Here is a 25,695-nt window from a genome sequence, read left to right as displayed (position 1 = left end):
ACTCCATCTTCAGCTGCCTCCCTGACGAAACGCGATGGATCGTGCGGATGCAGCCGATGATGCTACGTCTCACCAGTCACAAAAGGGACCGAGTGGTCGGGCAGCGTGTCGCGCGCTCGGGCGTGTCACCGCACGAGCAGCGCGACCGGGAGCCGGGCGAACAGCTTCTCCATGCGGGCCGGGCCGGTGAACATATGCCCGGTGAGCCGGTCGGTCCAGCTGCCCGGAGGCAGCTCGAGGGCGGTGTCGCCCCAGCCGGAATCGGTCAGTGCGACGCTGTGGCGGGTCGCGGCGACGATCACCTGTGGTTGCTCGCCGGATCGACCGCGGGCGTAGGCGAGCAGATGTGCCGACCGCTCGCCGCTGGCGAACAGCGGGGTGTAGGCGCCGCCGACGAAGCAGTCCGGACGTTCGCGGCGCAGCCACAGCGCATAGGCGACCACCCACATCTTCGCCGCCCCGGAGGCGTCCAATTCCGGTGTTCCGGTGAGGGATTGGAGCATGGCCAGGCGCTGTGAGAAGTCCACCGGGCGGCGGTTGTCCGGATCGACGAGCGAATCCTCCCACAGCTCGCAGCCCTGATAGAGATCGGGGATGCCGGGGCCGCACAGCTGTAACAGCTTCTGTGCCACCGAATCCGACCAGGCGTGCGGGGCCAGCCTCGTCACCAGTTCGCCCAGTTCGGCGCCCACCGGACCGTCGATCACCGCGTCGACCCAGCGGTGCAGTTCGGCCTCGAAATCGGAATCGGGCTCCTCCCAGGAGGATCGGGTGCCCGCCTCGCGAACGGCCTTCTCCGCGAACAGATGCAGCCGCTCGCGCAGCCCGGGCACCGTGGCGGCCGCGTGATCGTCGGCGGGCCAGATCCCGAACATGTTCTGCAACAGGAACAACGACGTCGCCTCGTCCGGCGGCGGGGTGATGTCGTTCCAGGCCGCCACCGCCTGCGCCCAGGTCTCGGCGGTCTGCGACAGCACCGCGATGCGGGCGCGCACATCCTCGCCGCGCTTGGTGTCGTGGGTGGACAGCGTGGTCATGGCGGCCGGCCAGCGGCGGGCGCGATCGGCATTGGTGAGGTGGAACTCCAACGGCGAGCGCGCGAATCGCGCCGGATCGCCGCCGACCTCCTGCAGCGACACCAGCCGCGCGGCCTGATAGAACATGGTGTCCTCGACGGCCTTGGCCGTGATCGCCCCGCATACCTGCTGGAAGCGCACGGCCGCCTCGCCGCCCGCGCTCAGCGCGCCGACCAGCACCGCCAGCGGTGCGGCCAATTCGCCGTTGCGCCTTTCGATCTCGGCCACGACCGTGGCGAGCACACCCGCCAACGGCGCGTAGTCGGTGCGGTAGACCGGCATATGCGACAGCGCCTCGATGGTGGCGTTGGTCAGCGCCATGGTGTCGAAGTCCTCGGCGCCGCCGTCGCGCTTGACCGCCGCCACGAGCCGCCGGACCTCGGGCACCAGCAGCTTCTCCGCCACCGCGCGCTTGATCCGATGTTCGGTGTCGGCGAACCATTCCCCGTCGCTGCCATGTCCGCACAGCTCGCGCGACAGTTCGGTCAGGGCCTGCTCCCCGGCGGGATCGACGAACACTCCGCCCAGCACGGCCAGCGCGTCGTAGCCGGTGGTGCCGTCGATGGGCAGGGTGGCGTCCAGAGGTTCGGTGCGCGCGAGGATCTTCTCCACCAGCAGCAGCCGGTTCGGGCCGAGCAGGCGGCGCAGCCGCGCGAGATAGCCCGCGGGATCGGCCAATCCGTCGGGGTGGTCGATCCGCACGCCGTCGATGAGATCGTGTTCGCACCAGGCGGCGAGTTCGCGATGGCTGAGCTCGAAGACGGCCGGATCCTCCTGCCGGATCGCGGCCAGGCTCGACACCGCGAAGAAGCGGCGATACGTGCACACCCCGGCCTTCCAGCTGACCAGGCGGTAATGCTGTTTGTCGTGGATGCGCAGCGCGTTCTCGCCGTCGGTGCCCGGCGCGATCGGCAGGCGCAGATCGTGCAGGGCCAGCATCGGCTCGGGGCCGCTGCGGTCCACGGTCAGCGAGGCCGGATCGTTCTCGGTCTGCAGCACCGGCAGCGCCAGCCGCCCGCCCGCCCCGTTGCCCGGACTCCAGTCGATATCGAAGAAGTGCGCGAACTGCGAGCCCTTCCCGTTGCGCAGCACATCCCACCACCACGGATTCTGGCGCGGATCGGCCACGCCGACATGGTTGGGCACCAGATCGACGATCAACCCCATGCCGCGGGCGCGCACCTCGTCGGCGAGCGCCTTGAGCCCGGCCGGGCCGCCCAGGGCCGCCGAGACCGTGGTCGGATCGGTCACGTCGTAGCCGTGCGTGGATCCGTGCGCCGCGGTCAGGATCGGCGACAGGTACAGGTGCGAGATGCCCAGCTGCTGCAGGTACTCCGCGATCGCGCGGGCATCGGTGAAGGTGAGTGCGTCGGGGCGCAGCTGTAACCGGTAGGTGCTGCGGACCGACGTCCGGCGGGCGATCGGCCCGGTGGCCTCGTCAACCAATTCGGTATCTGTCATCTCTTCTGGATCAGGTGGTACGGCGGAGAACGAGCAGGCAACGCGCGGTGACCGCGACCGTCGCCGCGGCCGGATACTCCGCCCGCGATTCTCCGGTCGGGGTCGAACAGTCCAACGCCACCGACCACCGCTCGCCGAATTCGGCGCCCGGCAGAGTGAAGTCGATCGAGGCGTCGTGGGCATTGAAACACAGCAGGAAGGAATCGTCTGTGATGCGTTCGCCACGCGTGCCCGGCTCCTTGATGGCCGCGCCGTTGAGGAACACCGCCAGCGAGCGCCCGAATCCGGAGCCCCAGTCGGCGCTGGTCATCTCCTCCCCGGCCGGGGTCAACCAGGCGATATCGCCCGGCTGGTCGTGGTCGGGGGCGGGCAGGCCGTCGAAGAAGCGCCGGCGGCGGAACACCGGATGTTCGGCGCGCAGCGCGATCGCCGCGCGGGTGAATTCGACCAGATCCGAATTCTTCTGTGCCAGCGTCCAATCCATCCACGACAGCGGCGAATCCTGGCAGTAGGCGTTGTTGTTGCCGTTCTGGGTGCGGCCCATCTCGTCGCCGTGCAGCAGCATCGGGGTGCCCTGCGACAGCGTGAGCGTCGCGATCATGTTGCGGCTCTGCCGCTCTCGCAGCGCCAGCACCGCCGGATCGTCGGTCGGACCCTCCACCCCGCAGTTCCAGGAGCGGTTGTGGCTCTCGCCGTCGCGATTGCCCTCGCCGTTGGCCTCATTGTGTTTCTCGTTGTAGGACACCAGATCCCGCAGCGTGAATCCGTCGTGGGCGGTGACGAAGTTGATGCTGGCGCTGGGGCGGCGGCCGGTGGCCTCGTACAGATCCGAGGAGCCGGTGAGCCGGGAGGCGAACTCGCCCAGCGTCGCCGGTTCGCCGCGCCAGTAATCGCGCACGGTGTCACGGTATTTGCCGTTCCACTCCGTCCACAGGCCCGGGAAGTTGCCGACCTGATAGCCGCCCTCGCCGACGTCCCACGGCTCGGCGATCAGCTTGACCTGGCTCACCACCGGATCCTGCTGCACCAGATCGAAGAACGTGGAAAGCCGGTCCACATCGTGCAATTCGCGCGCCAGGGTGGCGGCCAGATCGAAGCGGAAGCCGTCGACGTGCATATCCAGGATCCAGTACCGCAGCGAATCCATGATCAGCTGCAGGGTGTGCGGATGGCGCACGTTGAGGCTGTTGCCGGTGCCGGTGTAGTCCATGTAGTGCGAGGGATCGTCCTCGAGCAGCCGGTAGTAGGCGGCGTTATCGATGCCGCGCAGTCCGATGGTCGGGCCGCGATGATTGCCCTCGCCGGTGTGGTTGTAGACCACGTCGAGGATGATCTCGATGCCCGCGGCGTGCAATTCCCGCACCATGGCCTTGAATTCGGTGACCGCGGCGCCGGGGCGGCGATCGGCGGCGTAGTCGTGGTGCGGGGCCAGATAGCCGACGCTGTTGTAGCCCCAGTAGTTGCGCAGGCCCTGATCGAGCAGCATCCGATCCTGAATGAACTGATGGACCGGCATGAGCTCGATCGCGGTGATACCCAACGACTTCAGATGGTCGATGACGGCCGGATGCGCGATGCCGGCGTAGGTGCCGCGCAGCTGCTCGGGCACCAGCGGATGTGTCATCGTCATGCCCTTGACGTGGGCCTCGTAGATGACCGTCTCGTGATAGGGACGGGTGGGCGCGCGATCGTCGGCCCAGTCGAAGAACGGGTTGATCACCACGCCGGTCATGGTGTGGCCCAGCGAATCCCGGCCGTAGGTATGCAGCGACGCATCGCTGCCGAACTCGCCCGCGAATGCCTTACCGTACGGGTCGAGCAGCAGTTTGCTTGCGTCGCAGCGTAATCCGCGGTCGGGATCGAAGGGGCCGTGCACCCGGAAACCGTAGTGCTGGCCGGGCGCGACGGTCGGCACGTAGGCATGCCAGACGTAGGTGTCGACCTCCTCCAGCGCAATTCGCGTCTCGGCGCCCCCATCGTCGATCAGGCAGGCCTCCACCCGCTCGGCGACCTCGGAGAACACCGAGAAGTTGGTGCCCGCTCCGTCGTAGGTCGCGCCCAGCGGATACGCGGTCCCCGGCCAGACGCCCAGCGGGGCCACATCACCGGTCGGATCGGGCAGCATGCCACCGACAGTAGCCGTCGGTGCCGACGGGTCGGTGCGCGTGGTGTTCGAGTGCCGGTGTTTCGCGCATTCGCTACGGGTTCGGTGCGGGGGCGCAATTCTGGACGAATCGGTCACGTTCGGGATCTGGGCTTTTGACCATTTCGTGGCGGCCGAGTGATCCGCGCGCGATCTGCCACAGTGACCCGTTTCCGGCGGTCGAATGGTAACTTGAACGACGTTCAATCTTTGCTTCGCAGAGGAGTTCCGTGACACCCGATGAGATCACCGCACTCGATGCCGCGCACGTCTGGCATCCCTACGGCGGCTTCCCGGCGACCACCGAACCGCTGATCGTGGCCTCGGCCGCGGGCACCCGCCTCACGCTGGCCGACGGGCGCGAGCTCGTCGACGGGATGAGTTCGTGGTGGGCGGCGGTGCACGGTTATCGGCATTCGGTGCTGGACGCCGCGCTGACGGCACAGGCGGGGCGGATGAGCCATGTGATGTTCGGCGGGCTCACCCATGAGCCCGCGGTGCGGCTGGCGCAGCTGCTGGTCGAGCTGACTCCCGCCGGGCTGGACAAGGTATTCCTCTGCGACTCCGGCTCGGTGTCGGTGGAGGTGGCGGCCAAGATGTGCCTGCAGTACTGGCGTGCGTGCGGGCGGCCGGAGAAGCGACGGCTGTTCACCTGGCGCGGTGGATATCACGGCGACACCTTCACGCCGATGGCCGTCTGCGATCCCGAGGGCGGTATGCATTCGCTGTGGACGGATGTGCTGACCGAACAGGTCTTCGCGCCCATGCCGCCGAAGGACTATGAGCCGGAGTATGTTTCGCAGCTGGATCGGCTGCTGGCCGCCCACGCCGACGAGCTCGCGGCGGTGATCGTGGAGCCGATCGTGCAGGGCGCGGGCGGTATGCGATTCCACGATCCGCGCTATCTGAACGAGCTGCGCCGACTGTGCGACGAGCACGGCGTACTGCTGGTATTCGATGAGATCGCCACCGGATTCGGCCGCAGCGGAACGTTTTTCGCCGCCGACCGGGCTTCGGTCGCCCCCGATGTGATGTGTGTCGGCAAGGCGCTCACCGGCGGCTATCTGACCCTGGCCGCCGCCCTGTGCACCACCCGGATCGCCGAAACCCTCAGCGCCGCACACGGCGGCCTCATGCACGGCCCGACCTTCATGGGTAATCCGCTGGCCTGCGCGGTCGCGGTCGCCTCGATCGAACTGCTGCTCGCGCGCGACTGGCGGGCCGAGGTGGCCGCGATCGAAGCGGGCCTGACCACCGGATTGGCCGCCGCCCAAGCGATTCCGGGCGTGGCCGACGTGCGCGTGCTCGGCGCGATCGGCGTCGTGGAACTGGATCACCCCGTCGATATGCGCAAGGCCACCCACGCCGCCGTCGAATCCGGTGTCTGGCTACGGCCTTTCCGCAATCTGATCTACACCATGCCCCCGTACATCAGCACCGCCGAGGACATCGCACGCATCACCACCGGGGTGGTGGCCGCGGCGTCGGCCTGATTCGGGATCGCACCGATCGCCCGCTTCGCCTGGAACCTATACGACCGATTGGTTGTATTCTTGCCGGATGGCACACTACTACCACGTCTGTTTCGTCGTCCCCGACCTCGAGGTGACGATGCGCGATCTGACGGCCGCGGCCGGGCTTTCCTGGGGGCGGGTGGTCGAGGCCGAGGTGGAAGGGGCGGTCGTACGGGTCGTCTACTCCGACGGGCCCGCGCATGCCGAGCTGGTTCAGGCACCGTCCGGTGGGTCGTGGGGTGACACCAGCCGGGCCCGGTTCCATCACATCGGATTCTGGACCTCGGATTTGGCCGCCGGTGCGGACCGGCTCACCGCCTGCGGCTTCCCCGAGGTGGCGCCCTTCGGGCGTGCGGCCGAGGGGCCTTGGGCGTACTTCGCCGTCGACTCGATCGGTGGCCATGTCGAATTGGTCGATGCGGCCATGCGAGGAACGGACGCGGTGAGTTGGATACCCGACGTGCCCGCGGCGGAGGTGATCGACGAGCACGTCCACTCTTGCTCCTGAACGGCGTTCAAGTATGCTGCCTACCTGTGAGTGATCCGTTGAGCTGGTTGGATGCGCGGGCCGCCGAGCGGGTGCGGGCGGGGCTGCGGCGGGAGCTGCGGGCGCGGGCGCCGGAGACCGGGCTGATCGATCTGGCTTCCAATGACTACCTGGGGCTTTCGCGGCATCCCGAGGTGGCCGAGGGGGCCATCGAGGCGGTGCGTAAGTGGGGGACCGGGTCGACCGGGTCGCGGCTGGTGACCGGAACGACCACCGAACACGAGGAGCTCGAGGCCGAACTCGCCGACTTCGCGGGCGCGCGGTCGGGGCTGGTGTTCGCCTCCGGATATGCCGCGAATCTCGGTGTGGTGACGGCGTTGTCGGGGCGGGGCGCGCTGGTGGTGTCGGATGCGGGCAGTCACGCCTCGCTGGTCGATGCCTGCCGGTTGTCGCGGGCCCGGGTCGAGGTCGCCCCGCGCGGCGATGTCGAGGCCGTGGATCGGCTGCTGGCCGCGCGGTCCGAGGAGCGGGCGCTGGTGGTGACCGACTCGGTATTCAGCGCCGACGGCGATCTCGCGCCGCTGGTGGAACTGCATCGCGTGGTGCGGGCCAACGGCGCGGTGCTGATCGTCGACGAGGCACACGGCATCGGCGTGCGCGGTGCGGGCGGGCGCGGCCTCGTGCACGAACTGGGCCTGGCCGGACAGCCCGATCTGGTGATCACCGCGACGCTGTCGAAGGCCCTTGCCGCACAGGGTGGTGTGGTGCTTGCCGACGAGCGGGTGCGGGCGCATCTGATCGACGCGGCGCGCACCTTCATCTTCGATACCGGCCTGGCCCCGGCCGCGGTGGGCGCGGCCCGCGCGGCGCTGCGGCTGCTGCGCCGCGAACCCGCGATGGCCACCCGCGTGCGCACCCGCGCCGCCGAGATCGCCCGGATCGCCGGTGTGCCGCAACCGGATTCGGCGGTCGTCTCGGTTGTGCTCGGCGAGGCGCGGCGCGCCTACGACGCCGCCCAGGCCTGCCGGGCCCGCGGCCTCAGCGTCGGGTGCTTCCGCCCGCCCTCGGTGCCCGAGGGCACCTCCAGGCTGCGGCTGACCGCCCGGGCCGACCTTACCGATATCGAAATGCACATCATCACAACGGTTCTCACCGACGTGCTGGCGCAGGCACGCGAGCCGGAGGGCGCGCTGTGACCGTCCTGATCGTGACCGGCACCTCCACCGAGGTCGGCAAGACCGTGACGACCGCGGCGCTGGCGGCGGCCGCCCGCGCCGCCGGGCGGTCGGTGGCAGTGTGTAAACCGGCCCAAACCGGTATCGCCCCAGGCGAACCCGGCGATCTGGCCGAGGTGCACCGCCTCGCCGGAGTCACCCGCACCGTCGAATTGGCCCGCTATCCGGACCCTTTGGCCCCCGATACGGCCGCACGCCGCTGCGGACAGCCGCTGCTCACGCTCGGCGAGGTCGCCGCCGCCGTAGACGCGCTGTCCGATGCCGATCTCACCCTGGTCGAGGGCGCGGGCGGATTACTGGTCCGGCTGGGCGAATTCACCGTGCTCGACCTGGCCCAGAAGCTCAACGCCCCGGTCCTGGTCGTCACCGCCGCGGGCCTGGGCACCCTCAACCACAGCGAACTCACCACCCGAGCCCTGACCTCCGCCGGACTGCACTGCGCGGGCCTGGTCATCGGATCCTGGCCTGCCACACCGGATCTCGCCGCCGAATGCAACCGCACCGACCTGCCCGCGGTCACCGGCGTCGACGTGGTCGGCGCGATCCCCGAGGGCGCGGGCCGGTGGGACACACACCGTTTCACCACCGAGGCCCCCGCCTGGTTCCACCCCGACTGGTCCGCCCGCTATCTCGCCTGATCCTGGCCGCGCATCGCGCCTCCCTCGCCTATCGGCCGTGCTCAGAGATCCAGGACGAGATCGGTCTCGGGCCGCGAGCAGCAGATCAGGGCCTCACCCGGCGGCGGAGACTCCAGCGGGTCGGGCTCGTATCGCACACTGCCGGACAGGATCTCGGTCCGGCAGGTATGACAGACGCCGGTCCGGCAGGACCAACGGACCGGCACATCGCAGGCCTCGGCGAGCCCGAGCACGGTGGTGTAACCCTCGCTCCACGGCGCGGTGACGCCGCTGCGGGCGAAGGTGATTCGAGGCCCGGTTCCGGCGGGGCCGGATGGCGGATGCGGCGGAGTATGGACGGCGTCGGTGAGTCCGGGGTTGATCGCCGGGAGCGTGCCGAACAGTTCGGAATGGATGCGGCCGTCGGCCAGGCCGATACCGGCAAGCGCCTCGCGCATGGCGGTCATGAAAGCGCCTGGGCCGCACAGATATGCGGTCGCATCGGTGGGCGGCCGAAGCGCCGCGAGTGCCGCGCCGGTGAGACGGCTCGGCGATGCCGGTGGGCTCGGGGCGGTGTAGAAGATGTGCTCGTGACTGTGCCCGAGGCCCGCGAGCAGGCGATGTGCCTCGGCCGCGAAGGCCTGTTCGGCGGGGGAGTGAACGGTGTGCAACCACCAGATCTCGCGCGCACTCCCGGCATCGGCGAGCGCCCGCAGCATCGCCAGCACCGGTGTCACCCCGACACCAGCCGAGATCAGAAGCACCGGAGTGAGCTCCTCGAGCAGGACGAAATCACCACGCGGAGAGGCGATATCGAGCATATCGCCGATTCGCAGGCGGGTGTGTAGATAGGTGCTGACCAGCCCGCGCGCCTCACGCTTCACGCTGATGCGGTACCCGCCGTCCGGCGAGTACCCCGACAGCGAGTAGTTGCGCACCGGCGCCGGATCCCCGGCGCCGGCGGCCCGCACGGTGAGGTACTGGCCGGGGGCGGGGCGGGGAAGTGGGACACCATCGGGCGCGACCAAGTGGATCGACGTCACGGTCGCGCTCTCCGGCTCGATCCCCGCGACACGCAGCGGCCGGAATCCGGTCCAGCCGCCGACAGCCGTTGTGCCGGTGGGCATGTGGTGTTCGGCGGCGTCGAGCAGATCACGGAAGGACCCCTGCCACCCCGGACTGAGCGCGGGCAGATCGACGGCCTCGCGCAACAGCCCGATATCGCGATCCGGCAGGTAGAGCAGCGCGTCGATCGCGGCAATGGTCAGCCGATGCCTGCCGACGCGGGTCCGGACGATCTCATCACCCGCCTGGACCAGACCTTCGGTGATGACCCGCAGATAGAACCCGGGCCGATGATGCGCGACCAGCAGCGCGGGCATCCGCGGTTCGTTCAGCCGCATGCCGACCCGGAAACACGTGACACGCGGCTGGGTCACCTCGAACTCGGCGTGACCGATCCGATACCGGTCACCGATATGCACCTCGTCGTCGGACAGACCGTCGACGGTGAAGTTCTCACCGAACTGGCCGAATTCGAGATCGTCCCGGCCGAGTTCGTGGCGCCAGAACTCATAGGACTGGCGCTGATAGACGAGCACCGCGCGGATCTCCCCGCCGTGCCCGCCGAGATCGCCCTGTCCATCGCCGTCGATATTGAGCCGACGGACCATCCGGGGACCGTCGACGGGTCGTTTGACGATCCCGGTGTGCACGGTGCGCCCGTGCCAGGCCACATCGGCGGGCAGGCCGACGTTGAGCGACAACAGCCGTGCCATGGCCCTCGTCTCCTTCAGTTCTCGGGGGTCGCGCGGAGGCGCTGATAGTGGCGGCGGGCCTTCATTCTGTTGCCGCACACCGCCATCGAGCACCAGCGGGCGCTGTTGGATTTGGTGTGGTCGATCAGGTACAGGCGGCATTCGGAGTTGGCGCAGGGGCGCAGTCGCCCCGGATGTGATGTGCGCAGCGCGTCCCAGGTGAGTACGGCTCGCGCCGCGGCGGATCGGCCCTCGGGCAATTCGAGAATCCAGGAGACGCCCCCGCTCTCGAACCCGGCCCGATAGCGCACGCCCTCGGTGAACCGCGCGAGCGCGGCCGGACCCGCGCCCGTGCCGACGACATCCTGCAGTGCCGAGCGCGCGGCGAGTACGGCATGCCATTCGTCGTCGGAGACGGGCTGGCCGTGTTCGGCGAGCCACCGCCGACCGGCCGCGGCGTCGGCGAGCTGGTCCAGGGGGGTTCCGTCGACGACCGGGGTCGTATTCAGCAGGTCCAGCAGCAACGTCTCATCGGTCTCGATCACCATCTCACCTAACCTCCGATCTCTACTTGACCGGTTATAGCACGCATGCTTCACTATAACCATCTAAATGGTAATAGGAGGTTAGAAAGATGGTTGCCGTTCATCACCGCTACGCCACCGTGCAGGGCCGTCGGATCTTCTACCGCGAGGCGGGCCCGGCCGATGCCCCCACAATTGTTCTGCTGCACGGCTTTCCGACCAGTTCGTTCATGTTCCGCAACCTGATTCCCGCGCTCGGCGACCGCTATCACGTGATCGCCCCGGACCATCTGGGCTTCGGCTACTCCGACGCGCCCGCGGCCGACGAATTCGACTACACCTTCGGCGCTCTCACCGCCCTGACCGCAGGGCTGCTCGAGCAACTGGGCGTGCCGCGGTACGCGCTCTACGTCCAGGATTACGGCGCCCCGATCGGCTGGCGGCTCGCGCTGGCGGATCCGGCGGCGGTCACCGCGATCATCACCCAGAACGGCAACGGCTACGACGCCGGATTCATCCCCGGCTTCTGGCAGACGGTCTGGGACTACCAGCAAGCGCAGACCCCCGAGACCGAGGCCGCGATCCGTACCGCGCTGACGGCCGACGCCACGAAATGGCAGTACCTGACCGGAGTTTCGGACGAGAGCCTGGTGAGCCCCGACATCTGGCGCCACGATGTCGCGCTGCTGTCGCGGCCGGGTAACGACACCATCCAGCTCGCGCTGTTCCGCGACTACGCCACCAACCCGAAACTGTATCCGGCACTGCACGATTACCTGCGCGATCGACAGCCGCCGGTGCTGGCGGTATGGGGTCAGGCCGATCCCATCTTCGGTCCCGACGGCGCCCGCGCCTTCGCCGACGATGTGCCGGATGCCGAGATCCACCTGCTCGACGGCGGCCACTTCCTGCTGGAAAGCGCCGGTGACCAAGTCGCCGAACTGATCCGCGACTTCCTCGGCCGCGTGCTCGTCAGGCACTGAGGGCGGGCGGGGAGTTTCCGCGTCTGCCTGGGCAAACTCGTCGCGCTCGCGGAGCGATCGAGCAGCGCGGGGTGAGCCTCGGCCCCCGGATGCTCTTACAGTGGATGGGGATGCTTTACGAGGACCGACACCCGTCCACCGTCACGGACTACGACGATGCGCGGCGGCGGACCCGTCTGGCCGAGACCCGGTTCGGCCACGGCTGGCAGACGCTGCGGCGCACTCGTCTGACGCTGCTGCGGCTGGCCATCGTCCCGCTCATCGTGGCGACCCTGTTCGCCCAGTACTGGGCCGGGGATATCGCCCCCGAACAGGCCCGGCTGGCTCGCACCGAACCGGCCGCGCTCCCGGTCGCACCCGCCGCCACCCCGCAATCGCGTAATACCGCGGTCTTCGACATGGTCGGCCTGGGCGGGCTCGACGCCACCGATACCGCCCGCGCCCTGCCGTCGCTGGCCCAGCTCGGCTCCGTATGGGCGATCCGCTACGACAACACCGGTATCGACACCAAGGTGATCAGCGACCTCATCGTCCGGGTCACCGATGCCGCCCACATCGATAACATCGTCCTGGTCGGCCACAGCATGGGCGGGGTGATCGCGCTCGAGATCGGCAAGCATATCCACATCGGCAGCCCGAAGACGCTGCAGGCGGTGATCCTGGACTGCACCCCGGTCAGCCTCGACGCCGTCCGTTCCGAAAGCCGCGATCAGGGTGAGGAACTGCTGCGCTGGATCGGCTGGATGCCCGGCGCCCGGGAGAGCCGCATGCTGCGCCTGATCGCCGAGACCTACACCCGCCGTGACCAATTCGTGGACTTCGGCAGCGTGCCGCCCGGTATTCGCGCGGGCCGGTTGCGGCAGACGCTGACGGATGTGCTGGGGCAGAAGATCTTCAATACCGATGTCGCCAGCAACGGCCTGATCGAGGCGCAGTTCAAGGCGATCGTGGCGGGCGGCGCGGTCGACGATCTGCGAGCGCTGGCCAGGCCCGCCGACGGTAAGCCGCGGCCCGCGATCGCGTTCATCCGCCCGCACAACCCCGATCGCGATCCGATCGTCGACGATGTCTACACCCATCAGGTGCTGATCGATCGGGTCGGCGGCATCGACGGCACGCTGCTGGTGGTGCTGACCCGCACCACCGGACATGCCAATCCGATGCAGCAGCCCCGCGAGTACAACACCGTCATCGCCCAGCAGATCGTGCCGTTCATCCGCCAGCTCACCGCTGCGCAACTGGCCGCGGCGCGTTAGCGCGCCGTATCGTCGCTCTGCGGTCGAATCGCCGAGGGTGGCAGCAGATTCCAGTGTTCGAGCTGCGCGCGGATCTGCTCGGCGGCATCGATGTTGAGCGGCCCGCTGCACCACAGCGCGTACGGCAGGTTCAGGAAGCGCCCCTCGGTGACCGCGCGCAACCGGTTGATGCCCGGTTTGGCGCGCAGTAGCTCCACCTTCTGCTCGAAGGTCTGCTTGGGGTAGTCGACGAAGACGATGGCGTCCGGATCCGCGGCGGCCACGCGCTCCCAGGACACCGCGGTCCAGGTGTCGGCGACGTCGTCGAGGACGTTGCGCGCGCCCGCGGCCTCCAGAATCGCCTGCGGCGCACCGAATTTGCCGCTGGAGAAGACGGTATCGCTCGCGCTGTCGAAGACGAAGACGTTCGGGGTACGCGCGGCACGCGGGGCGTGGCGCACTGCGTCGAGGCGGCGATCCAGATCCGCGGTGAGTGTGGTGGCGCGATCGGTATGACCGGTGATCGCACCCAGATTGGTCAGATCCTCGCGCAGCGCGTCCCACGGCGCCTCGATGCCCCGGGCGTGCTCACCCGCATGCCGGCGGCAGCTCTCGGTCAGGGTGTAGGCGGCGATCCCGTTCTTGCGCAACGAATCCGGCGTGAGATCCGCCGCCTCGTCCCAGCCGTAGCTCCACCCGGCGACCATCACATCCGGCCGCTGCGCCAGCACCGTCTCCCGCGCGGGGTATTCCGGCGCGACCTGTTTCAGCTTGTCGACCGAATCTCCGTAGTGCCGCCGGAGCGTCTCGGCGTCGCGCTGCAGACTCGACACCGCCACGACCGAATCCTGTGCTCCCAATGCCAGCGCCATCGAGATCATGTTCCCGTCATTGACGAACATCCGCCGAGCGGGCGAAGGGAACTTCACCTCCTGCCCACAGTTGCGCACCGTCAGATTCCCCTCGGTCACAGTCGAACTCCCGCACCCCACCGCAACCAACCCCACGGTCAACACCCCGAAAACCGAACAAAGTCGCCGCATCATCGCCCTCATCTCCAATCCCGTTCCACCTGATCCATATCCGCCACTCGGACTCACCCGGCCTCCACTGCCCGCGCCGAACCGAGGAGTAGATGCCGCTCGCCCGTCTCCGGGTGCTGGACGCGGGCGGCGCGGACGCCGAAGGCCTCGGCCAGGATGTCGGGGTGCAGGGCAGTCTCGGGTGGGGCGAGAGCGTCGGCGGTTCCGTTGTGCACCAGCAGGATCCGGTCGCAGTAGCGGTCGGCCAGGGCCAGGTCGTGCAGGGCCATGACGACCGTGCGGTCGAGGGATCGGGCCAGTTCCAGCAGTGCGAGGCGGTGGGTGACGTCGAGATGGTTGGTGGGCTCGTCCAGGAGCAGTAGCGGAGTGTTCTGGATCAGGGCACGGGCCAGCAGTACCCGCTGCCTTTCGCCGCCGGACATCCGATGGACGGGACGGTCGGCGAAGCCGTCGAGATCGACCGCGCGCAGGGCCTTATCGATCGACTGTCGCTCGCGTGGGCTGCCCGGGCCCCACGGCGGCAGATAGGGCGTCAGTCCCAGCGCGACCACCTCACCGGCCCGCAGATCCGCGGGCGGCGCTTCGTCCTGTGCCACCAGCGCCACCAGCCGGGCCCGCGCACGCGCGGAAAGGCCGTGCAGTTCAACGCCGTTCACCAGCACCTGCCCGGCCAGCGGCCGGGACAATCCGGCCAGGGTGCGTAGCAGTGTCGTCTTACCGCTGCCGTTGGGGCCCACGATGCCGATCGTCTCCCCGGCCCGGATCGAGGCGTGCACCTCGCGCAGCACCATCCGCCGCCCGCGGCCGCAGGACAGGCCCGCCACCTCGACAGAGGCTGGGAGGGTGTGCGTCTCGTCGGTCATGCTGTGTCCGTTCGCGCATGCCCGAGGGGCCCTACGTGGTTACGCGGGCTGCCTCCTCCGGACCCTGACTCGGTCATGCGGCCCCGAACCGATAGCTGCGCCGCCCCAGCAGCAGCAGGAATACCGGCGCGCCGATCAGACCCGTGAGCACGCCGACCGGAATTTCGGTGGGCCGCACCAGAATGCGCGCCGCCGCATCGGCCACCACCAGGAACAGCGCCCCGCTCAGCGCGCACACCGGCAGCAGTGTTCGATGCGGCGAACCGACCAGCAGCCGCGCGGCATGCGGCACCACCAGGCCGACGAAACCGATTCCGCCCGACACCGCGACCAGCACTCCGACCAATATCGCCAGCCCCATGAACAATCCGATCCGCACCGCCCGCACCGGAACCCCGACCGAGGCGGCGGTATCGGCCCCGACATGCAGCGCGTCCAGCCATCCGCTCACCGAGAACAGTGCCACCGCGGCGATGCCGACCACCGTCGCGGGCAGCGCGATCCGCGTCCAATCCGCACCCGCCAGGCTCCCCAGTAACCAGAACAGAACCCGTTGCGCCGCAGCCGGATCCGCGCTGCGGAAGATCAGATAGCTGCTCAGCGCCGCGAACGCCGAACCGAGTACCGTGCCGGTCAACACCAGCCGCAACGGGGTGAGCCCGCCTTGGGCCAGCGCGATCACGAATACCGCCGCCGTCGCCGCGAACGCTCCGGCCAGCGCGCCGCCCGACAGTGCCCACACCCCGGCGCCGGCGAGGAATCCGGAGGTGATCACCGCGGCCGCGCCCACCCCCGCACCCGAGGACACGCCCAGCAGATACGGATCGGCCAGCGGATTGCGCACCAGTGTCTGCATGGCCGCTCCGGCCAGCGCCAGACCCGCCCCGACCACCGCGGCCAGGACCGTGCGCGGCACCCGCAGCTGCCATACGATCGTGTCGATACCCGGATCGGCGGCGGCCGCGCCGGTCAGATGGCCGCGCAGCACCTCGAAAACCGTTGCCGTCGGCAGATTTTCGGCGCCGAAGCCGGTGGCCGCCACCATGGCGCCCGCCAGCAGCACCCCGAGCAGGGGCGCCACGATCGATATCCGGGCACGGATCATCGCCGGTACTCCACAGGCATTCGCGACCTTCTCCAGAGTTGCGCCCGGCGAGGGAGGTCTGACTTCCGCGGCCGGGGCCGCGGTCACAGTGGCGCGACCGCTCCGGAATCGCACCGGATTCCCGCACCCGCCGGGCAGGACGCCCGAACTCTACCGCCCGGTTTGTCCGGTCAGCGCACCCGGTCGCCCAGCAGGTGCCGCACGCCGCCCAGGAACAGCTGCAGGCCGAAGTCGAAACGCTCCGTGGCGCTGATGTTCTCGTACAGCGGCGAGGATTCGTCCGGCAGCGCGCCCGCGGAGTCCATCTGCATGCGCGACTGCTCGTCCACGGTCTCGCCCAGCACGTAGTAGAGCAGGGTGTAGGCGCCGAGGTCGGCCTCCTCGCGGGTCATGCCGCCGCGAATCAGCGCGCTGGCCACCCGTTCCCGGCCCTTACTGGTGGTCAGGCGCGAGGCGTAGGTCGCCGAGACCAGCTCGGCTCCATCGCGATAGGCCAGCAGGCAGGAGCGCAGCCGATGCATCAGCTCGTCGATCTGCTCGGCCCAATCCTGCGCCCGGACCGGTTCGTCCATCGGCGCGAGTATGCGGTCGCCGACCGCGCCCAGCAGTGCCTGCTTATTGGGGAAATGCCAGTACAGCGCGCCCGGCTGCACCTTCAGCGAGGTCGCGAGCCGGCGCATGGTCAGATCGGCCAGCCCGTACTGGTCGAGGATGGCGATGGCCCCGTCGACCACGTCCGCGCGATGCAGCTGCACGTAAACCTCGTTCCTCGGTTCCCGCCATGGGGATATCTGGTTCCCGTCACGGGGACATCTGGTTTCGCCATGGGGACATCTTTGACTCACTTCCACCCGCTACCCTAGCCTGAACACCGTTCAAGTTGCACGGCCACCCGGCCGAACGAAGGGATTTGCGCGCATGACTCAGGCACCGGTTCGGACCGAAGTCGACAGCGACATTCTCGCCATCGCCCGCGAGCAGGTGCTCGACCGCGGCGTCGGGCTCACTCAGGAGCAGACCCTCGCGGTGCTGCGCCTCGAGGATGAGCGGCTCGAGGAGCTCTTGGCGCTGGCGCACGACGTCCGCATGAAGTGGTGCGGTCCGGAGGTCGAGGTCGAGGGCATCATCTCGCTGAAGACCGGTGGCTGCCCGGAGGATTGCCACTTCTGCTCGCAGTCGGGCCTGTTCCAGTCGCCGGTGCGCGCGGCCTGGCTCGATATCCCGAGCCTGGTCGAGGCGGCCAAGCAGACCGCCAAGACCGGGGCCACCGAATTCTGCATCGTCGCGGCCGTGCGCGGTCCGGACGCGCGGTTGATGGCTCAGGTCGCCGCAGGCGTGGAGGCCATCCGCAACGAGGTCGACATCCAGGTCGCCTGTTCGCTGGGCATGTTGAACCAGGAGCAGGTCGACCAGCTGGCCGCCATGGGCGTGCACCGCTACAACCACAATCTCGAGACCTCCAAATCGCACTTCCCGAACGTGGTCACCACCCACACCTGGGAGGAGCGCTGGGACACCCTGCGCATGGTTCGCGAGGCCGGGATGGAGGTGTGCTGCGGCGGCATCCTCGGCATGGGCGAATCGCTCGAACAGCGCGCCGAATTCGCCGCGCAGCTGGCCGAATTGGAGCCCGACGAGGTTCCGCTGAACTTCCTCAACCCGCGCCCGGGCACGCCGTTCGGCGATCTGGAGGTGCTGCCCGCGGCCGATGCGCTGCGCGCCGTCGCCGCCTTCCGCCTCGCGCTGCCGCGCACCATCCTGCGTTTCGCGGGCGGGCGCGAGATCACCCTCGGCGATCTCGGCGCCAAACAGGGCATCCTCGGCGGCATCAATGCCGTCATCGTGGGTAATTACCTGACCACGCTGGGCCGCCCGGCCGAACAGGATCTGGATTTGCTGACCGATCTGAAGATGCCGATCAAGGCGTTGAACGAAACCCTGTGAACCGCGGGTGCCCGAGGGGCGAGGCCGGTTCGGGTAGGGTCGGACTTCGGCCGAGGGCATGGTCACGCCGGGGACGAGTACTGCATCGAGGTGGTCGTGGACATTCAACAGCGCTACAACCCGTTCACCGGTAAGCCGGTCGTCGCCGGGCTCGCCGACGCCGTTCCGGCGGCGGCCGCGCTGGGGCTCGAACCCCCGCGGTTCTGTGAACACTGCGGTCGGCGGATGATCGTGCAGGTGAATCCCGACGGATGGTGGGCGAAATGCTCCCGGCACGGGATGATTGATTCCACGAGCCTGGAACATCGCTGATGGCACACACTTTCACCGCCGTACGATCCGGCGTGGGGCGCACCGAGGTGCTCGCCGCGGGCTGGTTCGCGGGCGCCGTGCTGCTGGTGAGCGCGTTCGGCGGTGTGGTGTGGGCGCTACTCGCCCCCACCGAGAAGGTGGCGGTGCTCGAACCCGGGCGCGGTGCGGCGCTGACGGGGGAGAGCGCGCACCGATTCGATTCCCTCGCCATATTCATGTGTACCGGGGCGGTCGTCGGCCTGATCTCGGCGCTGTCGATGTGGCGACTGCGGCGGTTCCGCGGCCCGATCATGCAGGGCGCGTTGCTGTTCGCCTCGCTGGCCGGGGCGTGGCTGATGTCCTGGTGCGGCGAATTCCTGGCGCGGCGAATGCATCCGCGGCCGGCCAAACCGGCCGTGCACACCATCGTCGAATTCGCCCCGAACATCACCGGCTGGACCGCACTGCTGATCCAACCGCTGGTGGCCTCCCTGGTCGTCCTGGTCCTGGCCGCCCTGTCCACCGCCGAGGACCTGGGCACCGCCCCCGCCCCCGGAAACCCCGGTGCCACCAGGCCTTACGCCTCGGACGTCAGCTACGGCCCGTACGGCACCCCGATCGCCGACGCCACCCCGGCCACCCCCGGCCGTACCGTCCCCTTCCAGGACGCCGACTCCCACTGACGGGTCACCCGGTCCCGTTTCCGCGACACCGACTCCCATTGATGGGTCACCCCGCGTCCTGTTCCGGGACACCGGCTCCCGTTGGCAGGGCACCCCGTGGAGTTCCGAACCGGAATAGCGTCACCGTCAAAGAGCAAGTAGCGCTTGAGGGCTGGTGAGAAGCCCTGTCAGTTGCCTGAGCCCCGTCCGGCTGCCGGACGGGGCTCAGTCGTTGTGTGGGTTGGTCGGTGTGCCTGGTGGCGGGCGGTTTTGGCCGTGCTTGACCTCGAGTGTGCTTGAAGTTGAACACTGAGCTCATGACAGAACAGAACCAAGTCCTCATCCTTGGCCGCATGCCTGCGGTGCTGCACAACGTCTTGTCGCGGTTGCGTGAGCGAGGTGTCCGGGCAGTCGGCTCTAGCGAGCCGGACGGCGCGGCGAGCGCCTTCGACGCCCGCGACTATCAGCTGATCGTCTTCGGCTCTGGCGTGGTCGGCCCGGTCAGTCAACGGCTGCGGCGGGAGTTCGGGCTGCGCAATCCCTCGGTGCGGTTCTTGGACGCTTTCGGGCCGATCGCCGCCGGCCAGGTTGCGGCGGCGCTGTCCGACCGTGGCGCTCTTATCGACGATGTGCGGGTGGTGGATGAGGAATCCGGCTGGCGCGTCCGGGCGACGGCGCTCGCCTCGTGCACCGTACGGATCGACTTGTACCACCTCACCGAGTCGGAAGAACTGATCGTGGAGGCGCTTGCTGAGTTGCCGGTCACGACTGGGCCCGTCGAATGGCGGGGTGAGTCCGAGCACGGCGCCAAGGGCCGCATGCTCGTGGTGAGCGCCGGACGGGAGGGCGAGGACCCTGAGTTCCATACCCACCGACTCACTCAGGCAGCCGCCTCCTGACGGTCGCACTGCGGAATACGCAGGAGGTCTCGGGGGCATCCCAAATCAATTGATAACGCCGCCCCCGATCCAAGTGCCCTGAAATCGGCATTGCCGGACGTCCTGCGCCGCAGTCGATCTCGCTGCGCAGACTGCCGCACGGTGCCAGATCGCGCTGGCACCAGGGATCCTATCCAGAAGTGCGATTATGGCGTCCACGTGACCTGCGATCGCGTCTGTCACCAGGCGAACGCATGTTCCGCGGCCGCTCCGGACGTTCTGCGCCGCATTCGGTCTCGCTGAATGAACGCCCGACCAGCGGCAGCTCCTGACGTTCCACCGACTTCAACGGGCCAGCTCGGCGAGTAGGTCGACGGTACGGTTTTGTTCGTCGGTGGTTCCGTAGGGCGCGGCCATGAATTCGGTGACACCGGCATCGCGGAATCGAGTGAGCGCCTGTGCCACGCCGGTTTCGGTGCCGACGATCGCGACGTCCTGCGGTCCGGCCGCTCCTTCCCGGTCGAGGGTCGCGCGGTATTCAGGAACCTGTGCGGCCAGCGCGAACTGTTCGGCGATCCGGGCGCGGACGTCGTCGGCTGTATCGGTGACGCAGACGGGCAGGCCGGCGACGACCCGCGGGGCCTGTCTTCCGGCGTCGGCTGCTGCCTCGGTGATAGCCGGAACGATGTGCTCGCCAAGGGCTTTCGGTCCCGTCATCCAGGTCACGGTCCCATCGGCGAGTTCTCCCGCCAACCGCACCATCCGGGGACCCATCGCGGCGACGAGCACCGACGGCGCCGACACGCCGCCGGGGATCGTCACCGCGCCCACAGCGGTGAGTGTCTCCCCGTGGTGATGGACGCTTTCCCCGCGCAACAGTGGGCCCAGCACCGTCAGATACTCGCGCATGCGCCGCACGGGCCGATCGGTGGGCAATCCGAACATCCCCGACACCATCACGCCAACACCCGCACCCACGCCCAGCGTGAGCCGTCCTGCCACCGCGGCCTGCACGGTTAGCGCCTGTGTGGCCAGCACCATCGGGTGTCGCTGGGGAACGGGAACCACGGCCGTGCCCACAGCGATATCGGGGACGGCGGCACCGGCCCCCGCGATGGTGGTCAATGCATCCCAACCCAGAGCCTGACTCGACCATGCCGTGGCGAATCCGGCATCGGCGGCCGCCCGCACCTGGTCGACGACCGCTTCCAGCGTTGCGGGACCGCGCACGTCACCGACCGCCAAACCGATCTGCATTCTTCGTCTCCCCGTTTCCAGCGCCATCACAGTAAGTGGGGTGTCCACCCCACTTGTAGTTCGATACGATACGGGGGACCTACCCCACTTAGCAAGAAGGTGTCGGACTGATGGGAGAAAAGTCCAGCTCGCCAGGTCAGCGGCGAGCCGATGCGCGACGCAACCGCGACCGGTTGGTAGCCGCGGCGGGTGACGTGATCGCCGAGGCTGGCGCCGAGGCGTCCCTGGAAGAGATCGCCCGCCGCGCCGGGGTCGGATCGGCCACCCTGCATCGACATTTCGCCAGCCGCGCGGAATTGCTGGAAGCCGTGCTCCACGATCGCGTGCAGGCATTGTGCGCGCGGGCAGAAGACCTGCTTACGGTGTCGAGCGCGGGGGCAGCCATGGTGACCTGGCTACGCGATGTGGTAAGGCACGCAGCCACCGCGCGGGGGCTCGGGCCAGCCCTGACAGGGTACAAATCTGATCCAGAGTTCGCGCCCCACAACATGATCCGGGAAGCAGCGCAGCAGCTCCTTGCTCGCGCCCATCGAGAAGGCTCGGTCGCCCCGAGCGTCACCGTCGACGATGTCCTGCAACTCGCCAACGGCATATCTCTGACCACCGAATCCCTCCCCGACCCGGCGCAACGCGCCGACGTACTGCTAGCTCTCGTCGCCCACGGACTCCTGCGCTGCGCCAACAACAACTAACGGGCGTTGCCTGCGCTGGGATCACCGCACACGGAAATCGGCTGGTTACCGTGCACTTGAGTTTGGTAGAGCTAGCCAAGTGGTGTGGCCAAAGGGTCGGCCTCAAGTGGGTGTCGGCGCAGCTCGAATCGGTGCTCCGCACGCAGAGGTTATTCGGCTTCGGAATGTGAGTCGAATGTGAGCAGGGCGTTTGACGTGCAGATATTGCATGTCAAGGTAGTGGCGTTCCGATTCAATGTGTAGTCGGACCTGTTCTTCGGCGGGATTCAGGGTGAGTTGAAGCGGAGCCGTTCGACTGGCTGTCCGGTGATTTCGGCGATGAGCTCAAAGTCCTTATCGGCGTGGAGGACTACGAGTTTTGCCTGCTCTGCGGTCGCTGCGATCAACAGGTCGGGAATCGACGGTGCGCGGTGGTGGCCGTGGTCTGCGAGAGCACGCAGTACCTCGACCGCTCGATCCTCGGCGGCCGGTGTCATGTATTCCACCGGCATCCGGGCCAGTGGTGGGAGATCGAGGAGTTCGGCGAGGTCTGTCGTGGATCTTGCGGAGTAGCCGGCCTCCAGCAAGGTGACCGTGGCTATGCGCACGAGGCCGCGCTCGATTCGCTCGGCCCATTCATGCGCGTCGGAGGATAGGCCGAGCCGAACCAAGGCCGATTTATCGATCAACCAAGGGCGACTGCTCACGACCATGCTTGACCCATGACGTCGGGGTTGTTCAGATCTTGTGCGAGCTCGCCGAGGCGACTGAGATCGCGAGTCGTGACAGCGACCGCCGGCCGGAAGTCGCTACTGAGCCAGCGCCGAAGAAACTCGCTCCGAGACACGCCCAAGTCTCGGGCACGCCGATCGATCTCCTCGATCGCCGCCTCGGGAACATCCCGGATCAGGATATCTGTCATCTCTTCCACCTCCTGATATCAACGATATCATTGGTCTGTGTGGAGGAATAGTGGTTCCTAGTAGCTGACGTATCAGGCCTCGGCCGGGCGTCGGGCCAGGGCATGGACGGTGCCGTCGGTGGTGAGGGCGAACAGCCAGTCGCCGGTCACCGACATCGCCGAGGCCACCGCGCCGCCGAGATCGTACTGGTGCAACAGTTTTCCGGTGCCGCGGTCCAGCGCCACGACCCGGCCGTCCCAGGTGCCCGCGTAGATCATGGTTTCGGTGGTCAGCGCGTGCATCGCGGGTGCGTTCGGTGCGGCCGTGCAGCCCGCCGCCACGCGCGCGGGGTCGTCGAGCGGGCCCGTGCCGGGCAGATAGCCGACGGCGGTCTCCCACAGCGGTTTTGCCGGATCGCTCGCCAGGGTGTCGAAGGCGCGGACCATGCCGTCGATCGAGGCGACGTAGATCAGCTGCCCCCGGACCGCGGGGCTGGTGATCGGGGGCGGCCCGGGTTCGCAGGCGCTGCCGGGGATGTCGGCGTGCCAGAGGGCGTGGCCGTCGCGCGGGTCGTGGCCGGTGACGCCGCCGGCGGTCATGGTGATCAGTTGCCGGGCTCCCTCGGTGAGCGCGGGGGAGGAGTGGCTGTACAGGCCGCCCTTGGTGTCGACGGAGAATCGCTGGGTGCAGGTGGTCAGGTCCATGGCGAGGAGGGTCTGGCTCGATCCGGAATGGAGGTAGGCCGTGGTCGAATTCGCCTCGCGCACCGCGGTTCCATGGAATTCGCCCCAGCCCGCGGGTGCGGTGAAGCCGCCGGGTCGCTGGCTACCGGTCGCGGCGTCGCGGCATACGATTCGGTCGTACTGCTGATAGACCGCGACCGCATGGTCGGACCCCGGGAGATCGAAGACGCTGACCGGTCCGCCCGCCCGGCCGTAGCGGCGCACGGTGGCGCCGGTGCGGTGCTCGTCGTCGATCGTCTCCCACACCACCGCACCGGTATCCGCGGCGAGCGCGTAGACCCGGCCGACACCGGTGGTGAGATACACCCGGCCGTCGTGCACGGTGGGGAAGGATTCGGCGTCGCCGTCCACATAGGTCCGCCACAGCTCCCGGCCGGTATCGCGCTGATAGGCCAGCACCTGGTTGTACGGGGAGGCGTAGGCCTGCGAGGTCACGATCACGGTATCCCCGGCCACGGCCGCGCCGTCGAGGCCGAAATGCTCACCGGTATTGGCCGACCATCGCTGATCCAGCACCGCGCCCGGATCCGACGCCGCGGTGGATCCGCCGGATTCGTCGCCGCCCTGGCGTGGCCACTCCCCGCCGCGCGCCGGGGGTGGCATCCGATCCTGTTGTGCCACACGGAAAGTGCCCTGCGTGACGGGCCAGGTCTCACCGGCCGCGCCGGTCGTCGACGCCTCGATGCGATATGTCCCGGGTCGCAGCCCCGGGATACTGCCGTGTGCGGTGGCCCAGTTGGCCTGCGGCGCGGGGCAGGGTTCGGCGCGTCCGCCGGGTGGGGTGTAGCAGTTCACCCGGTCGGGCCGGGCGGTGGTGACACCGAAGCGCAGCTGTGCGCCCCACACCTCGAGGCCTCGCTCGTCGCGGATCCGGACCCGGGCATCGGCCGGGGTGCGTCCGGCGTCCTCGGCGTAGAGGTCCACCGGAATCGGGATGTCGCCGCGATGGACGCTGTCCGGGGCGGGGCTGACCAGGGCCGCGCGGTCGCGCACGAAGAATTGCCGGTGTGTGCCGGAGACATAACCGGTGTCCTCGTTCGCCGGTGTCATCGGGTTGTCGGTGATCGCGGCGAAGTCCATGAGCTTGTAACCCGGTCGCGCGCCGTCGATTCCGTAGGTCGCGCCCATGTTGTTCACCTCCACCGAGCGCGGGAACGCGCCGCGGCGGAATTCGGTCTGCTGATCGTGGCCCGCGGCGAACATCCGCGTATCGTATTTGGCCAGCTCGTCGACGATCGGTTGAATGGCCTGTCCCGCACCGTATTTGGTGAACAGTGAGCGGTGGGCGAAGACGAATACCTGTCTGCCCTTGGCGTGGCGGCTCAGATCCGTTCGGAGCCAGTCCAATTGGGGAGCCAGCCCGGAGGTGTCGTAGTTGTCCTCGAGCACCACGATATGGCGGCCGTTGCGGTCGAAGCTGTACCACTCCGGGCCCATATTGCGCCGATAGATCTCCATATTCGCGGAATAGCCTCGCGCACTGCCGGTTCCGCCCGCATCGTGATTACCCATGACCGGATAGAACGGACGGCCGAGGCGGCCCTTGGCCAGCCCGGTGCGCAGGATGTCGTAGCTGCCCTGGCGGCGCTCGGGCGCGGTGTAGTCGGTGACGGTGAGGTCGCCGGTCGCGATGGCGACGGTGGCCTGCCGGTCGCGCGCCATCGCCTCGACCTGCCCGGTCCACTGGGCCTGCGTGGCCGCCGCGGAGGTATCGCTGCGGTTGTCGGTTTCGCTGTCGGACAGCATGAGCCACGTCTCGCGCGGATCGGCCGCATGGGAGTCGGGAACCAGGGCGAAGTCGATCCCGTCCTGCCGGGCCATGCCGTCGGCCAGCTTGCGGAAGTACCGCGGCACGAAGTCCTCGCGCAACACCGGGGTGTACCCGTCCGGCGACACGATCTGGATCAGATCGGTCTCACGGCGACTCGGATCGATGCGCAGCCGATACCCGCCGTCCTTTCCCGTTGTCGCCCAGACGGATCCGTCCGTGACGGACACGCCGGCCAACCCCTGCTCGCCGACATCGCGCACGCCGTTGCCGTTGCGATCGGCGAACACCGTGCCCCGCGCCTCGACCGACGCCTCCGCGGCCTGCGCGGGCGCGGCACCCCCGGCCATCAGCAATCCGATAAACAGGCAAATCAGACATCTCCACACGAGACGAAAACTATGGGACTTCCGCCCATCTCGACCCCGCCCACCGCCACAGTTCGCCTGCCGTACCACCGATGTTCGCCGAACCCCCTGCCCCGGCGCCCTCCCGTTTCCGGAGTGGTTGCCATTCCCCATGTTCGACGCCGGGAT

General features: G+C 68.4%; 23 protein-coding genes and 1 riboswitch. Of the genes, 11 read left to right on the top strand and 12 right to left on the bottom strand.

Going from position 1 to position 25,695, the window contains the following annotated elements; translation table 11 throughout:
* Positions 1-125 precede the first annotated feature (125 nt).
* Both treY and glgX read right to left on the bottom strand, forming a co-directional pair.
* The gene (gene treY / locus ACIA76_RS30570; RefSeq protein WP_397156732.1) at positions 126-2,537 is read right to left on the bottom strand and encodes a malto-oligosyltrehalose synthase; all 2,412 of its coding nucleotides are present in this window, start codon (positions 2,535-2,537) and stop codon (positions 126-128) included.
* Between the two features lie 10 nt (positions 2,538-2,547).
* Complete coding sequence (gene glgX, locus ACIA76_RS30565) at positions 2,548-4,662, bottom strand: glycogen debranching protein GlgX (protein ID WP_397156731.1); 2,115 nt, start codon at positions 4,660-4,662, stop codon at positions 2,548-2,550.
* Between the two features lie 248 nt (positions 4,663-4,910).
* Here glgX and ACIA76_RS30560 point away from each other — a divergent pair, with 248 nt between their 5' ends.
* From ACIA76_RS30560 to bioD, 4 genes are all read left to right on the top strand, one after another.
* Positions 4,911-6,173, top strand: coding sequence for an adenosylmethionine--8-amino-7-oxononanoate transaminase (locus ACIA76_RS30560; protein WP_397156729.1), 1,263 nt, complete (start codon positions 4,911-4,913; stop codon positions 6,171-6,173).
* 67 nt (positions 6,174-6,240) lie between these two features.
* A complete protein-coding gene (locus tag ACIA76_RS30555) occupies positions 6,241-6,702 on the top strand; it encodes a VOC family protein (RefSeq protein WP_397156727.1) in 462 nt (153 codons plus the stop codon).
* Between the two features lie 26 nt (positions 6,703-6,728).
* Positions 6,729-7,877, top strand: coding sequence for an 8-amino-7-oxononanoate synthase (locus ACIA76_RS30550; RefSeq protein ID WP_397156725.1), 1,149 nt, complete (start codon positions 6,729-6,731; stop codon positions 7,875-7,877).
* Positions 7,874-8,554, top strand: coding sequence for a dethiobiotin synthase (gene bioD, locus ACIA76_RS30545; protein ID WP_397156723.1), 681 nt, complete (start codon positions 7,874-7,876; stop codon positions 8,552-8,554). Before ACIA76_RS30550 ends, bioD begins: the two co-directional genes overlap by 4 nt.
* Positions 8,555-8,595: 41 nt before the next feature.
* Here the strand turns inward: bioD and ACIA76_RS30540 are convergent, their stop codons facing one another.
* On the bottom strand, positions 8,596-10,311 hold the full coding sequence (locus ACIA76_RS30540; protein ID WP_397156721.1) for an MOSC domain-containing protein: 1,716 nt from the start codon (positions 10,309-10,311) through the stop codon (positions 8,596-8,598).
* A 14-nt stretch (positions 10,312-10,325) separates the two neighbouring features.
* A complete protein-coding gene (locus ACIA76_RS30535) occupies positions 10,326-10,838 on the bottom strand; it encodes a CGNR zinc finger domain-containing protein (RefSeq protein ID WP_397156720.1) in 513 nt (170 codons plus the stop codon).
* A gap of 86 nt (positions 10,839-10,924) precedes the next feature.
* Here ACIA76_RS30535 and ACIA76_RS30530 point away from each other — a divergent pair, with 86 nt between their 5' ends.
* Positions 10,925-11,797 carry an alpha/beta fold hydrolase gene (locus tag ACIA76_RS30530; RefSeq protein ID WP_397156718.1) on the top strand — a complete coding sequence of 291 codons (873 nt, stop codon included), beginning with the start codon at positions 10,925-10,927 and terminating at the stop codon, positions 11,795-11,797.
* Positions 11,798-11,907: 110 nt separating this feature from the next.
* Positions 11,908-13,053: an alpha/beta fold hydrolase gene (locus tag ACIA76_RS30525; RefSeq protein ID WP_397156716.1), complete on the top strand. Its 1,146-nt coding sequence runs from the start codon at positions 11,908-11,910 to the stop codon at positions 13,051-13,053.
* On the opposite strand, the gene ACIA76_RS30520 is transcribed toward ACIA76_RS30525, so the two are convergent.
* The 4 genes from ACIA76_RS30520 to ACIA76_RS30505 all read right to left on the bottom strand — a co-directional run bounded on the left by ACIA76_RS30520 (position 13,050) and on the right by ACIA76_RS30505 (position 16,798).
* Positions 13,050-14,075, bottom strand: coding sequence for an ABC transporter substrate-binding protein (locus ACIA76_RS30520; RefSeq protein ID WP_397157000.1), 1,026 nt, complete (start codon positions 14,073-14,075; stop codon positions 13,050-13,052). The two genes, ACIA76_RS30525 and ACIA76_RS30520, sit on opposite strands and share 4 nt — an antisense overlap.
* Before the next feature lie 53 nt (positions 14,076-14,128).
* Positions 14,129-14,938: an ABC transporter ATP-binding protein gene (locus ACIA76_RS30515; protein ID WP_397156714.1), complete on the bottom strand. Its 810-nt coding sequence runs from the start codon at positions 14,936-14,938 to the stop codon at positions 14,129-14,131.
* A 73-nt stretch (positions 14,939-15,011) separates the two neighbouring features.
* Entirely contained in the window at positions 15,012-16,043 is a 1,032-nt protein-coding gene (locus ACIA76_RS30510) for a FecCD family ABC transporter permease (protein ID WP_397156712.1), read from the bottom strand.
* 55 nt (positions 16,044-16,098) lie between these two features.
* Positions 16,099-16,166: riboswitch (cobalamin riboswitch) on the bottom strand.
* Between the two features lie 47 nt (positions 16,167-16,213).
* Complete coding sequence (locus ACIA76_RS30505) at positions 16,214-16,798, bottom strand: TetR/AcrR family transcriptional regulator C-terminal domain-containing protein (protein ID WP_397156710.1); 585 nt, start codon at positions 16,796-16,798, stop codon at positions 16,214-16,216.
* Positions 16,799-16,961: 163 nt separating this feature from the next.
* Here ACIA76_RS30505 and bioB point away from each other — a divergent pair, with 163 nt between their 5' ends.
* The 4 genes from bioB (at position 16,962) to ACIA76_RS30485 (ending at position 19,839) form a co-directional block, all read left to right on the top strand.
* The gene (bioB, locus tag ACIA76_RS30500; RefSeq protein ID WP_397156708.1) at positions 16,962-17,987 is read left to right on the top strand and encodes a biotin synthase BioB; all 1,026 of its coding nucleotides are present in this window, start codon (positions 16,962-16,964) and stop codon (positions 17,985-17,987) included.
* 102 nt (positions 17,988-18,089) lie between these two features.
* Complete coding sequence (locus ACIA76_RS30495) at positions 18,090-18,299, top strand: hypothetical protein (RefSeq protein ID WP_397156998.1); 210 nt, start codon at positions 18,090-18,092, stop codon at positions 18,297-18,299.
* The gene (locus ACIA76_RS30490) at positions 18,299-18,961 is read left to right on the top strand and encodes a DUF2567 domain-containing protein (RefSeq protein WP_397156706.1); all 663 of its coding nucleotides are present in this window, start codon (positions 18,299-18,301) and stop codon (positions 18,959-18,961) included. The genes ACIA76_RS30495 and ACIA76_RS30490 overlap by 1 nt, the downstream gene beginning before the upstream one ends.
* 332 nt (positions 18,962-19,293) lie before the next feature.
* Positions 19,294-19,839 (top strand): hypothetical protein, encoded by a 546-nt coding sequence (locus tag ACIA76_RS30485; protein ID WP_397156704.1) that lies wholly within the window; start codon positions 19,294-19,296, stop codon positions 19,837-19,839.
* Positions 19,840-20,163: 324 nt separating this feature from the next.
* Here the strand turns inward: ACIA76_RS30485 and ACIA76_RS30480 are convergent, their stop codons facing one another.
* Complete coding sequence (locus tag ACIA76_RS30480) at positions 20,164-21,075, bottom strand: TIGR03564 family F420-dependent LLM class oxidoreductase (RefSeq protein WP_397156703.1); 912 nt, start codon at positions 21,073-21,075, stop codon at positions 20,164-20,166.
* A 110-nt stretch (positions 21,076-21,185) separates the two neighbouring features.
* Between ACIA76_RS30480 and ACIA76_RS30475 the strand changes: the two genes are divergently transcribed.
* Positions 21,186-21,767 (top strand): TetR/AcrR family transcriptional regulator, encoded by a 582-nt coding sequence (locus ACIA76_RS30475; protein WP_397156701.1) that lies wholly within the window; start codon positions 21,186-21,188, stop codon positions 21,765-21,767.
* 266 nt (positions 21,768-22,033) lie between these two features.
* On the opposite strand, the gene ACIA76_RS30470 is transcribed toward ACIA76_RS30475, so the two are convergent.
* The 3 genes from ACIA76_RS30470 to ACIA76_RS30460 form a co-directional block, all read right to left on the bottom strand.
* Complete coding sequence (locus tag ACIA76_RS30470; protein WP_397156699.1) at positions 22,034-22,459, bottom strand: PIN domain nuclease; 426 nt, start codon at positions 22,457-22,459, stop codon at positions 22,034-22,036.
* On the bottom strand, positions 22,450-22,668 hold the full coding sequence (locus ACIA76_RS30465) for a ribbon-helix-helix protein, CopG family (protein WP_397156697.1): 219 nt from the start codon (positions 22,666-22,668) through the stop codon (positions 22,450-22,452). The genes ACIA76_RS30470 and ACIA76_RS30465 overlap by 10 nt, the downstream gene beginning before the upstream one ends.
* 72 nt (positions 22,669-22,740) lie before the next feature.
* Complete coding sequence (locus ACIA76_RS30460) at positions 22,741-25,509, bottom strand: PQQ-binding-like beta-propeller repeat protein (protein ID WP_397156695.1); 2,769 nt, start codon at positions 25,507-25,509, stop codon at positions 22,741-22,743.
* Between the last annotated feature and the right edge of the window lie 186 nt (positions 25,510-25,695).

It is taken from the genome of Nocardia sp. NPDC051570 (assembly GCF_044454005.1).
Taxonomy (GTDB): Bacteria; Actinomycetota; Actinomycetes; order Mycobacteriales; family Mycobacteriaceae; genus Nocardia.
The sequence above is the reverse complement of the archived record's forward strand: the minus strand, read 5'-3'. Positions and strand labels throughout refer to the sequence as shown.